Below are 11,536 nucleotides of genomic sequence, written 5' to 3' on the forward strand. Positions count from 1 at the left end.
GAGTTCGTCGGCAGCGTCAGATGTGTGTAAGAGACAGGAGCAGCAGACCAGGGTGAGGAGGAACAGGCCCGGGGACAGGCGCATCCGAAACGATGTCATGGTTTCACGCTCCGAATGCGCCAGCGGGTCATCCGATTACCAGGGACGGGGACTGCCGCAGCTATACCCCGGGCCGTTGATGAAGCGCGACACGGCGCGGCTGTTGGCATCCGCCGCGGCCGTCTGCCGCACGCTCAACGGAATCCACCACTGTGACTGGTCCGACACGTCGCAGAGGAACTCCACCTGCACCTGGTTGGGCGAGTGGAAGCGGTTGGCCGTCCCGTCGTTCTCCCACATGGCGCCAAAGGCATACTTGCTGATGCCATGGAAGTAGAAGTAGTCACAACCGTTGATGGTGCAGGAGCCCTGGGGCCCGGGCCGGTGACCGCCGGTGTTGCCATTGTTGATGTTGTGCTTGTCGAAGTTGGCGTGCCAGCCCTCGTGCATGTAGTCGCCCGCGCGGGAGGCCGGGTTGGAGTTGCTGGCGTTCGGGTTGTAGAGCGGGCACGCGGTCTCCACCTTGTCCGTGTCCCACGGCCAGAACCGGGGGGAGAAGGTGCCAAAGACATCCGTGCGGTCGGTGATGCCGTGGTAGAGGCTGTCGTGGAAGTTGCTGCTGCGCGCCTCCGCCGTGCCCCGGTAGTCCGCGGTGCCGTGGAACGACTGGGCGAAGTTGTCCAGCATGCCGTACGTCAGCAGGTAGGACGCGTTCCAGTGCTTGGGGAACTCGAGCGACACGTTGCAGGCGTCATTCCAGCCGCGGTTGCTCCAGTCCCCGGACTTCAGGCCGTAGGCCTGGTACTGCCAGAGGAAGAAGTCCTGCCAGCAGCCGTGGGTGTTCCAGAGGTCCCGGTCCGCCTGGCTCGCGCCCGTCTGGGTGCAGACGGCGCCGGCCTCGGCCCCCAGGCCAAAGGCAAGAAGGGACGACATCAGGGCAATGCCTTGCTTGAAATTCATGGGCGTTCTCGCTCCTCGGTCGTGAGGTCAGGTCAGAACTTCGGAGGGGTGACGTCGAAGGTGTAGGGCTTCTCCTCGGGCGGACGGGGCTCCTTCGGCTCGGGCTTGGGCGCCTGCACTTCCGGGTGGGCCTTCAGGTAGGCGGTGAGCTTGCGGTTGAACGTCTCCGCGGTCTCGCCGCTGACGCGCCGGACGCGATCCAGGAACAGCAGCTCCTCGCGGCGGACGTACTGCTCCACCTCCTTGCGTGCCTCCAGCGAATCACCCCGGTTCCACAGGAAGGCGCTGATGGCCTCCGCGCGGACGATGACGGAGGGGTGCGCGCCCACCTGGTAGAGCACCTCCCGGTCGAACTCCGGGTCGCGCAGGTACGCGATGCCGGCCACGGCCTTGGCCTGCAGGCGCGCCTGCTGGGCTTCTTCCTGGAGTTCCCCTTCGATGACGGTGCCCTTCGTGGGCAGCGGCATGCGGACGAACTCCGCGAGGAACTTCGCGCCCTCGTAGGTGCGCATCTCGCCGAGCAGGCCCAGCGCGACCAGCGCGCGGCTGGAGTCACCGGACTTGTGCGCCTCCAGGATCTCCTCGGTGAACGCCTGGATGACATCCGGGTTCTGCGCGGCGGAGCGCAGCACCTCGCGCGCGTCGCCCTGCTCCTCCACCACGGACTGCCCCGCCCAGGTGACGAAGGACTTCACGCTCTTGCGCGCATCCTCCCCCGTCCCGCTCAACCCCGGCGGCTGGTGCAGCTTGCGGCCCGCGATGACGCGGCTGGGTGGAATGTTCGACCCCTGCTCCGAACCGGGCCGGGTGTCGGCGCCGAACGCCACGGAGCCCGACATCAGGCCCAGGGTCACGACGGCGGCGCCTGCGTGGGAGATGACTCGCCATTTGCGGCTTTGCATGGTCCTGCCTCCATTCCAGAAGTGCCGGAAGCCCCATCCCCCGGGGCCTCCCCTCCCACGCCGCGATACCGCCGCGACCCGTGGGTGCACCCGCTCACTTCACGAGCCGTACCAACCTGTTTCCGGCGCGGAAGGGAGGGTCCTGGCGGAGGCGGCGGCAGCGCTCACCGCACTCGGGAGAAGCGGGTTGGAACACCTCTGGCGAGGGTCCCCTGGCGCTTCGCGGCTGTTGCTTCCATGGCCACAGGCGCTGTTGCTCTTGTTGCCCGGGAGGCACGACTTCTATCGTCGCCGTCTTCCCGCGCTGTGTTTGATGAAGCCACCATGTCCTGGCGAAACGGAGGGAGGCGCTCTCGCGGATCTCGCCCTCCAGATCTTCCGTGGGGACGGGCTCCTTCAGGTCCTGGTGCGGATGGATCACGCGCTGATTCGGCAGTAGAAGCGCCGGTCATGCCCATCCCCAAAGCCTTCCTGTTCAGCGCCATCGCGCTCCTTGCCACGGCCTCCGGATGCCCCGCGACGGGCGGAGTGGCGCTGCGCGCGGATGGCACGCCGGGGCCGCAGGACTGCACAGAGGAAGCGAAGCGGACCATGCGCGCGCTCCGGCTGCATGTCGGGGACACCGCGCTGGTGGAATTGGATGCGAACCAGATCCGGTCGCGTGCCGTCACCCTGTATGACGGCCCCATCGAGAGCATCTTGAAGAACGACTTCGGAACGCTCGAGACGTCGACGCGCCTGTACGGGCAGGTCTGGACGAGCGGTCCGCAGGTCGTCATCCGATGGTATGAGGCTCATCCTCCAGACAGCGAAAAGTTTCCCATCTGCGCGGTGGCCCGGCTCAGCGAGGACCAGATGCGGAAGCGGCCTGATTCGAAGCCAGGGACAGCAATCCTCGACGGCTCCGTCGCGGCGGCCTATGTCGTGGACGCATTCCGGTAGCCCGGCGCCGGGCGTCGTGGTGGCGACGCCGGCACCGGTCACGGAGGGGAAGGCCTCAGTTCCTACGGCGGCGCAGCAGGGCCAGCCCGGCCAGCGCCAGGCCCCACATGGGCGCGCTTCCCGCGGCGGCGCAGCCTCCGCTGTCGCCCTCCCCGGGGAGCGGATCCACGACGGGCGTGCCCTTGCCCACCGTCACGGTCAGCTTCGTGGCCGCCGCCCGGTCCCCGTCGCTGTTCTGGTCCGCGTTGGAGGAGTTGCCGGCCCCGAAGAGCGTGAGGGTGACATCCGACGAGGGCGCGACAAGCGAGAAGTTGAAGCGCAGCTCGTCGCCGGTGAAGGCCTGCGGCGCGGAATGGGCCAGCTCCGCGCCCAGCTTCTTCATCCCGGTGCCGGCCTGGAGGTTGGCCGCCGCGCTGTCCACCGCGATGTCCACCCCGCCCGTCTTCGCCGCCCCACCCCGGATGATGAAGGTGTACTGGCCGGTGGCGCCCGGCTCCAACGTCGTCGGGCCCTCCAGCACGACGGTGGGCACGGCCCCACCCTTGTGACACGTGCTGCACGTCACCCCGTCCTTGCCGGACTGGCCGGTGATGCCCGTGCTGGTGGCGAAGGCAGCGATGGACCACAGCGACGAAACAGCGAACACGCCCGCGATACGGAACAGATGACGCATCGAAACTCCATGGAAGGGTGAAACGGGTGGGGCCCGGGTTGCTTCAGGGGGACGACGAAGGGGCTAGCGCAGCTGGACGAAGGAGAAGGACAGCCCCTGCGTGGTCAGCGTGGGCTTGCCGTTCTCACCCAGCACGTGCAGCGTCGTGGACGCGGCGCCCGCGCCGAACTCGGTGTAGAGCGTCTGGTTCTCCGACTCGAAGAGGAAGACGCTGCCGGAGGTGGACGGGAAGTCTGTCTTCCGCGTCGCGGTCAGCGTGTCCAGCTTCAGCTCCCACCACTGCCAGCCCGTGCCGCTCGCCATCGTGCGGGGATGGGTGCCTTCCGTCACCGGGGCGATGTTCTCATCCAGCACGCGCACGTACGCCGTCCCCGGCGCGCCCGGGATGAGCGCGCCCGCGGTGCCGCCGCCCACCAGGTCCGCGAGCGAGCGGTAGAAGGTCGCGTCAAAGGCACGCGTCTGGGGATCGAACTTGAGCAGGCACGGCTCCGGCGCGTCCGGGGCCACCCGGTACACCGCCGCGCCATACGCCTCCGTCGCGACGTACACCTTGCCATCCAGGCCCAGGGCGGCGTCGTGCGTGTAGCCGCACCGGTCATCCGTGGCGATGGTGGCCGCGTCCGTCGCCGTGTCGATGGAGACCACGCCCGCCTTCTTCGTGATGCCCACGCCGGACACCGGGCGCCAGCCGACGGGCATGATGAGCTGCGAGCCCACGTGAACGACGGCGCCCGAGAACGCCAGGACGGTGTCTGGAATCACCAGCGCCGCCAGCGGGATGGTGCCCGTCACGGTCATCGCCGTGGGGTTCCAGATGACGACCTGCGCGGTGGCCCCGTCGAAGAAGTAGGCCTTCGTCTCGGAGATGAACTGGAAGTTGGCCTGGTACTCCCCCAGCGACGTCACGCCCCGGGTCTCGAAGCTCACGGTGCCGGCCTGCTCCAGGCTGCCCGCGCTGTTGAGCCGGTAGCGCGTCACCACCGGGCTCTCATCACTCACCACGTAGAGCGAACCCGACTTGGGAATGCCCACGCCCAGCGCCCGGCCCGACACCTTGATGGCGTTGTCCAATGACAGCGACGCGGTCTGCTCCGCCTGGGTCGTCACCACGACGTAGCTCTCCACCGGGTCCTCGACGAGCAACTGCGTGGTGATGGCATACAGCGGCCTGTTGTCGTCGGTGCCCGGCTCCTCCGAGTCACCACAGCCCGTGAACAGGGCCAGCGTGAGCATGGCGGCGGAGCGTCGCAAGGAAGGGAAGGCAACAGGATGCTTCATCGGGAATGGCCTTTCTGCGGTGGGGGGAAGGGGCGTGTGTCATCCGGCACGGAGGCCTGTAGACAGACATCCGACAATGAAAATGATACTCATTCTCATTTTCAGGACGTACTAAATCCATCAATGCCTGATGTCAAGAGATAGGCGGACCAACCCGAATGATAAGAAAACTCTTATTTTGAGCAGCCACGCGTGTTGGCGGCTGCCCTTGGGTTGCTCAGGCCCGCCCCCGTGGGGAGGCTTCGTCCTCAACCGCGCAGCAGGGCCAGCCCGCGCAGGAAGTCGTCGGGCAGCGGGGACTCCACCTGGATGAGCTTCCCCGTCGCGGAGGTCGGCACCTCCAGGCGCCATGCGTGCAGGGCCTGCCGCCCCACCGCGAGCGCGGCCGGGTGCGTGCGCGCGGCTTGCGTGCCGTAGACGGAATCCCCCAGCACGGGGAAGCCGGCTTCGGACAACTGCACGCGAATCTGATGCGTGCGGCCCGTGTCCAGGTCGATGTCCAGCAGGGCCCCCTCGCGGAAGCGCTCGCGCACGGTGAAGGTGAGGGCCGCCCGGCGCGCGGAGGGCACGCGGGTGGTGAAGCGGCGCGGGTCCTTGGGGTCGCGCGCGTACGGGCCTTCCAGCCGGCCGGTGTCCGGAGGCTGTCCCAGCACCAGCGTCTGGTAGCGCTTGTCCACGCGCTTGTCCTGGAACGCCTTGAGGAGCGCGGCCACTGCGTCATCCGTCCGTGCCAGCGCCAGACAGCCGCTCGTCTCGCGGTCCAACCGGTGCACCACGCCCGGCTGGGCCACACCCTCCACGTTGAACGGCGGGCACCTCGCCGCGAGCAGCCCCACCACGGAGGCAGCGCGCCCCTCCGGCTCCACCACCAGGCCCGGCGGCTTGGCCACGATGATCAACGCCGCGTCGTCGTGCAGCACCGGCAGCTCCGGCCCTTCCAGCGAGGCGGCCGGGGACGCGCGGGGCTCCGGCGTCTCCATTTCCAGCTCTTCCCCGCCCCACAGCTTGCGCGTGGCCTGCGCCTTCTTGCCCCGGATGCGGACCCTGCCGGCGTCCAGCAGCGCGCGGGCCCGCTCTGGCGTGAGGCCGGGGACATGCTTCGTGAGGAAGCGGTCAAGCCGCTCGCCTGCGACCTCACGGGGGACCACCAGGACCTTGAGCCGCGTCATGACTCCCCCCGTCCCCCAAGGCAGGCAGGGAGTCAACGTGTAGGCGTGCGCCCACCGAGCACGCGGGACAGGAGCGCTGTAGAACCGGGCTCGCCGTGGCCTCCTCCCAGCTTTTTCGCGCGTCCTCCCTGCGGGCCCTGTCTCACCGTGACTTCGCCTGGCTCTGGGCGGGCATGCTCGTGTCCAACATCGGCACGTGGATGGAGACCGTCGCGCTGGGCGTCTACGTGACGGAGGTGACGGGCAAGGCGGGGTGGACGGGCGGCGTGGCCGCGCTTGCGCACCTGCCCTCCATCATCCTCGCGCCCCTGGGCGGCGCGCTCGCGGACCGCTTCGACCGGCGCTCCTTCATGGCCGTGTGCGTGTGCATGCAGGGGCTGCTCGCGGCGCTGCTCACGGTGCTGGCGGCGACGGGCAACCTCACCGTGCCGTGGGTGGCGGCCATCTCGCTGCTCAACGGGGCCCTCAACACGCTCGTCGTCCCCTGCGCCACCGCGCTCACGGTGGCGGTGGTGCCGCCGGAGGACCTGCACAACGCGCTCAGCCTGGACTCGGCGCAGTTCAACCTGGGGCGCATCATCGGGCCCGTGGTCGCGGCGCTCGTGCTGACGAAGGCCGGCATCGCCGGGGCGCTGTTCCTCAACACGCTGTCGTTCCTCGCGGTGCTGCTGGTGCTGGCCCGGATGAACGGCGCGGTGCACGCCGTCCTGCCGAAGGTGGAGGCGCTGTGGGCCGGCATCCTCCGGGGCATGAAGCTGGCGTGGGAGGACCCGGGCATCGCGCTGGCGCTGGGGACGTCGTATTTCGTGGGCCTGCTCATCTCCCCGTTCGTGGGGCTGGTGCCGGTGTTCGCCATCAAGGTGCTGGGCGGAGACGCCGCCACCACGTCGCTGCTGCTGACCGCGCAGGGCACGGGCGCGGTCCTCGCGGCCTTCGGCACGGGGTCCATCGTGGCGAGGGTGGGACGCAGGGCGATGCTGGAGGTGTCCGTGCTGCTCGTGGGCCTGTGCTCCGCGCTCTTCTGGCTGTCCCCCACGCTGCCGGTGGCGATGGTGGCGATGTTCTTCCTGGGCGCGGTGTACCTGCTGGCCTTCACGGGCCTGAAGACGGTGTGTCAGGCGCGCACGCCGCCGGAGCTCCAGGCGCGGGTGAGCAGCCTGTTCCTGCTCTTGGTGAACCTGGGCTACATGCTGGGCGTGTGGGGCCTGGGCATGCTGTCCGACCGGCTGGGCGTGCGGCCCATCACCGCGGGAGCGGCCCTGCTCTTCTTCGGCATCGTGGCGCTCACGCGCGCCCTGCGGCCCCGGGGTCTGGCCGCGCTGGGCACCTGAGCCGCCGCACCCGGGCCGCACCGGGGCCGCCGGCGCGTGCCCGGGAACCGACGGGCCGGACAGGGGGACGGACCTTGCCCCTTTTCCCACTCCCCCTGGTTGGGCTAGCAGAGGGGCCATGCCCATCCTCGCCCTCGTCCGTCATGGTCAGTCCCTCTGGAACCACGAGAACCGCTTCACCGGCTTCGTGGACGTGCCCCTCACCGAGCAGGGCCGCGGCGAAGCCCGCAAGGCGGCCGAGGCCCTCAAGGGCCTGAAGTTCGACGTCGCCTACACCTCCGCCCTGAGCCGCGCGCAGGAGACGCTCGCCCTCCTCCTGGAGACGCTGGGCCAGCGCCCGCCCGTCATCCGCGACGCGGCCCTCAACGAGCGCCACTACGGCGACCTGCAGGGCCTCAACAAGGCGGACGCCGCCAAGGAGTTCGGCGAGAAGCAGGTCCACATCTGGCGCCGCTCCTTCGACGTGCCGCCCCCCAATGGCGAGTCCCTGGAGATGACCGCCAAGCGCGTGCTGCCCTTCTACGACCGCGCCATCGCGGGCGACCTGCGCCAGGGCAAGAACGTGCTCGTCGTGGCCCACGGCAACTCCAACCGCTCCCTGGTGATGCGCCTGGACAAGCTCTCCGGCGAGGCCGTGGTGGCGCTGGAGCTGGCCACGGGCGTGCCCGTCGTCTACGACGTCACGACCGAGGGACAGGTCGTCTCCAAGCGCGGCGCCACCCCCTGACGCCTCGCGGCGGAGGCCAGGGCCTTCCTGGGGAATGCGCGAGGGGGTTGAATGCCGCGCCCCTCGTCCCGTCAGATGGGGCGTAGGACGAACACCCCCAAGGATGCACACCATGAAGGCCCTGACCCTCGCAGTCGTGCTGCTCTCCTCCGTCGCTTCGCTGGCCCAGACCGCGCCGCGCACGGAAGGGAACGCCAATGCCGCCGCCGCGGAGATGCGGCGCCCGCCTCCGCCGGGCCACTCCACGCCCCGCCCGCCGCAGCCGGTTCCGCCTCCGCCGCCCGTGCGCAACCTGGCCGTCATCGACCGCGAGGTGATGGAGCGCCGCATCGACAAGCTGGAGAACGCGCTGCGCGACGCGATGTCCCGCACGCGTGACAACCAGGGCCGCAACAGCATCCGCGCCGCCATGGAGGAGCTGGACAAGCTGAGCGAGTACGTCGACGACGCCGCGCCGTACGGCACGGGCCTGCCGCCCCCGCCGGGCAACTACCCGGCGCCGCAGCCGATGCCGCAGCCGGTCCCGCTTCCGGTGGTGCGCCCCATCACGGACTCGCAGTTCCGCAGCCTCACCCAGGCGATGGCCCGGGAGTCCTTCCCGCGCGACAAGATGCGCGTGCTGTCGATGGTCGCCCCGCGCGAGCACTTCCTCGTGTCGCACGTGATGACCGTGATCAACCAGTTCTCCTTCTCCAACGACAAGCTGGAGGTGGTGCGGGTGATGCGGCCCACGCTGCTGGACACGAACAACAGCTACGAGCTGTTCCAGGCGTTCCCCTTCTCCGCGGACAAGCAGAAGCTGCAGGAGATCCTGGACGGGCGTTACTAGGCCCGGAGGCTCATCGCCGGGAGAGCGCGGACCAGATGGTCCGCGCTTCCGGTGAGTCCACGGTCGCGTGGACGCTGGCCACCACGCGACCTTCCGCATCCAGCGCCAGGACATAGGGCGTGCTGCTGGAAGCAAGGCCCAGGGCCTTCGCCATGCCGCCGTTCTTGTCCAACCAGGTGTCCTTCCAGAAGTCCTGTGGCACCTGCTTCTTCGCCTTGCCCCGCGCCGCGCCCTCGCTGACGATGAACGGCAGCTTGAGGGTGATGAGCGACTGGCGGCGCACCGTGTCCGGCACGTGCTCATCCGCCGCGTTGAACCACCCGCGCATCGCGCCGCCCGCGTCCTTGTCGGTGATGATGACCACCAGCGAGGGACGCCCCTTCAGCTCCTCGCTCGCGTGAGCGCCCTCCGTCAGGTCGTTCGCGGAGAAGGCCGGCAGCGGCTGCCCCTTCTCGGGAAGCGCGAGCGCGCCGGGTGCCACCAGCAACACGCTGGCGAGGCCCGCCCCCATCAGCGCCGACCGCCCCCGCCGCGAGAACCTGGGATGACATGCCATGAGGCACGAGGTGCTCACGCGCCCACCGCTTCCCTAGCGACCGGAGGGCCTGCGCCCGTCCGGCTGTCTGGTCGTGGAGGGAATCCGGTAGGGTCTCCGCGGTCCCCCTTTCCGGAGTCCCCCCATGCGCCCCCTCTCCCTCGCACTGCTCCTGCTACCGCTGACCGGCGGCGCGGCGGTGAAGAACGTCTCCACCGTGGCCGAGCTGCAGACCGCGCTTTCCGCCGCGAAGGCCGGGGATGAGATCGTCCTCGCCAACGGCACGTACTCCTTCAACGCGAACGTGAACTGCGCGGCGGAGGGCACCCAGGCCCTGCCCATCACCGTGCGCGCCGCGAACCGCCACGGGGCGCTCGTGCGCTTCAACGCGGTGGAGGGCTTCAAGGTGTCGGGCCGGTATTGGACCTTCGACGGGCTCACCGTGGAGGGCATCTGCGCGGCCGACCAGGATTGCGAGCACGCGTTCCATGTGACGGGCCACGCGGAGGGCTTCGTGCTGCGCAACAGCCGCGTGCGCGACTTCAACGCACAGCTCAAGGTGAACGCGGTGAAGAACGGGTCCGGCGTCTGGGAGATGCCCCACCGCGGCCTCATCGAGAACAATGAAATCTACGACACGCACGCCCGCGCGACGGGGACCCCGGTCACCAAGCTGAACATCGACACGGGCGATGACTGGGTGGTCCGCGACAACGACCTGCACGACTTCTCCAAGGCCGGTGGCATCTCCTACGGCGCCTTCATGAAGAGCGGCGGCAAGCGGGGCCTCTTCGAGCGCAACCGCGTCGTCTGCGCGAAGGACCGCGCCCTGGCGGACACGAGCATCGGCCTGTCCTTCGGCGGTGGCGGGACGGGTCCGGCGTTCTGCGCGCCGGCCTTCGACGCGTCGGTGCCGTGCACGCCGGAGCACTCGGACGGAGTGATGCGCAACAACATCGTCGCGAACTGCTCCGACGTCGCCGTCTACCTGAACAAGGCCGCGAACACGCGGGTGCTGTTCAACACGTTCGTCGGCACCACGGGCGTGGACTTCCGCTACGCGGCCAGCACCGGCGAGGCCCACGGCAACGTGCAGTCGTCGGTCATCCGCGTCCGCGAGGGCGGCACCTTCACCGCCGGCACGAACCTGGCGAACGTGGCCACCGCCACGTGGACGTCCTGGTACGTGGCGCCGCTCAAGGGGGATTTGACCGTCAAGGGTGACGTGGCGTCCCTCGTGGGGGCCGCCGCGCGGAATGCCTCGGTGCCGGACGACTTCTGCGCGCGTCCCCGTCCGTCGGCGTCGGCGTACACGCTGGGCGCGCTCGAACATTCGCTGGGCACCTGCGCGGCGACCACGACCGACGGCGGCACGGGCGGCACGGACGCGGGCACGGCCGACGCGGGCTCGGGCGGCACGGATGCGGGGACGGGCACGGCCGACGCGGGCTCGGGCGGCACGGACGCGGGGTCCGAACCGGAGAAGGAGCTGCCGGAGGATGAGGACGGCGGATGCAGCGCCAGTCCGGGCCTGCTGCCCATGCTCCTCACGCTGCTCGTGCCGCTGAGCCTGCGCCGCCGCGCCCGCCGTTGATCAGGTGCTGCGGGCACCTGCCCTGCTGGGACGTGGACCGCGTGGGTCCAGGTCCCGGCGGCGGGCCGCTTCAGAACGCGGTGGACCTGAACAGGCTGCGCCCGATGGCCATGACGCCGCCCGCGACGAACACCAGGGACAGCACGGTGCCCACCAGGGGCAGCACGTAGCCCGGCGGCGTGCGCCGACGGTTCACCGACAGCAGGCTCTGGATGGAGCCGACCGCCAGCACCATCAGCACGATGTGGCCGATGAGCGCCGGGTAGTAGCCGCGTGTGACGAGCACCCCGATGCCCACGAGCACCTGCAACTGGAGGAAGCCGGAGTAGGACGCGCCGATGATGCGCCCCACCTTGTCGAACGGCTTCTTCGTGGCGACGCAGAACGCGAAGTACGCGAGCGCGATGGCGCCGGACAGCAGCACCAGGTAGCGAAGCCCCGAGTGGAGATGGAAGAAGAAGGTCATGGGCCGGGAGGTTTAGCACCCGCCGGCCAGGACGCGACGTTCAAGACGGATCCGGCTTGGGGGTGCGCTTCGTGCTGGGGGGCAGGGGCGG

12 protein-coding genes are annotated in these 11,536 nt (G+C 69.5%); 5 read left to right on the forward strand and 7 right to left on the reverse strand.

The window, feature by feature from the left end; translation table 11 throughout:
- Positions 1-135: 135 nt before the first annotated feature.
- Both D7Y13_RS29845 and D7Y13_RS29850 read right to left on the reverse strand, forming a co-directional pair.
- Positions 136-999, reverse strand: coding sequence for a hypothetical protein (locus tag D7Y13_RS29845; protein ID WP_120585712.1), 864 nt, complete (start codon positions 997-999; stop codon positions 136-138).
- 32 nt (positions 1,000-1,031) lie between these two features.
- A complete protein-coding gene (locus D7Y13_RS29850; RefSeq protein WP_120585713.1) occupies positions 1,032-1,901 on the reverse strand; it encodes a hypothetical protein in 870 nt (289 codons plus the stop codon).
- Between the two features lie 450 nt (positions 1,902-2,351).
- Between D7Y13_RS29850 and D7Y13_RS29855 the strand changes: the two genes are divergently transcribed.
- Positions 2,352-2,843 (forward strand): serine/threonine protein kinase, encoded by a 492-nt coding sequence (locus D7Y13_RS29855; protein WP_120538300.1) that lies wholly within the window; start codon positions 2,352-2,354, stop codon positions 2,841-2,843.
- A gap of 55 nt (positions 2,844-2,898) precedes the next feature.
- On the opposite strand, the gene D7Y13_RS29860 is transcribed toward D7Y13_RS29855, so the two are convergent.
- The 3 genes from D7Y13_RS29860 to D7Y13_RS29870 form a co-directional block, all read right to left on the reverse strand.
- Positions 2,899-3,516 (reverse strand): MXAN_6652 family MXYO-CTERM-anchored protein, encoded by a 618-nt coding sequence (locus D7Y13_RS29860; protein WP_120630844.1) that lies wholly within the window; start codon positions 3,514-3,516, stop codon positions 2,899-2,901.
- Between the two features lie 63 nt (positions 3,517-3,579).
- A complete protein-coding gene (locus D7Y13_RS29865; protein ID WP_120585715.1) occupies positions 3,580-4,794 on the reverse strand; it encodes a DUF4374 domain-containing protein in 1,215 nt (404 codons plus the stop codon).
- Between the two features lie 248 nt (positions 4,795-5,042).
- Complete coding sequence (locus tag D7Y13_RS29870) at positions 5,043-5,963, reverse strand: RluA family pseudouridine synthase (RefSeq protein WP_120585716.1); 921 nt, start codon at positions 5,961-5,963, stop codon at positions 5,043-5,045.
- A 95-nt stretch (positions 5,964-6,058) separates the two neighbouring features.
- Here D7Y13_RS29870 and D7Y13_RS29875 point away from each other — a divergent pair, with 95 nt between their 5' ends.
- The 3 genes from D7Y13_RS29875 (at position 6,059) to D7Y13_RS29885 (ending at position 8,850) form a co-directional block, all read left to right on the forward strand.
- A complete protein-coding gene (locus D7Y13_RS29875; protein WP_120537556.1) occupies positions 6,059-7,294 on the forward strand; it encodes an MFS transporter in 1,236 nt (411 codons plus the stop codon).
- Between the two features lie 118 nt (positions 7,295-7,412).
- Complete coding sequence (locus D7Y13_RS29880; RefSeq protein WP_120585717.1) at positions 7,413-8,021, forward strand: 2,3-bisphosphoglycerate-dependent phosphoglycerate mutase; 609 nt, start codon at positions 7,413-7,415, stop codon at positions 8,019-8,021.
- A gap of 112 nt (positions 8,022-8,133) precedes the next feature.
- A complete protein-coding gene (locus tag D7Y13_RS29885) occupies positions 8,134-8,850 on the forward strand; it encodes a proline and serine-rich protein 1 family protein (protein WP_120585718.1) in 717 nt (238 codons plus the stop codon).
- A 10-nt stretch (positions 8,851-8,860) separates the two neighbouring features.
- Here the strand turns inward: D7Y13_RS29885 and D7Y13_RS29890 are convergent, their stop codons facing one another.
- A complete protein-coding gene (locus tag D7Y13_RS29890; protein WP_120537559.1) occupies positions 8,861-9,361 on the reverse strand; it encodes a TlpA family protein disulfide reductase in 501 nt (166 codons plus the stop codon).
- 169 nt (positions 9,362-9,530) lie between these two features.
- Here D7Y13_RS29890 and D7Y13_RS29895 point away from each other — a divergent pair, with 169 nt between their 5' ends.
- On the forward strand, positions 9,531-10,979 hold the full coding sequence (locus D7Y13_RS29895) for a right-handed parallel beta-helix repeat-containing protein (RefSeq protein WP_120586181.1): 1,449 nt from the start codon (positions 9,531-9,533) through the stop codon (positions 10,977-10,979).
- A gap of 70 nt (positions 10,980-11,049) precedes the next feature.
- On the opposite strand, the gene D7Y13_RS29900 is transcribed toward D7Y13_RS29895, so the two are convergent.
- Entirely contained in the window at positions 11,050-11,445 is a 396-nt protein-coding gene (locus tag D7Y13_RS29900; protein ID WP_120537561.1) for a hypothetical protein, read from the reverse strand.
- Positions 11,446-11,536: the final 91 nt, after the last annotated feature.

This window comes from Corallococcus praedator, from assembly GCF_003612125.1.
GTDB classification, from domain to species: Bacteria; Myxococcota; Myxococcia; order Myxococcales; family Myxococcaceae; genus Corallococcus; species Corallococcus praedator.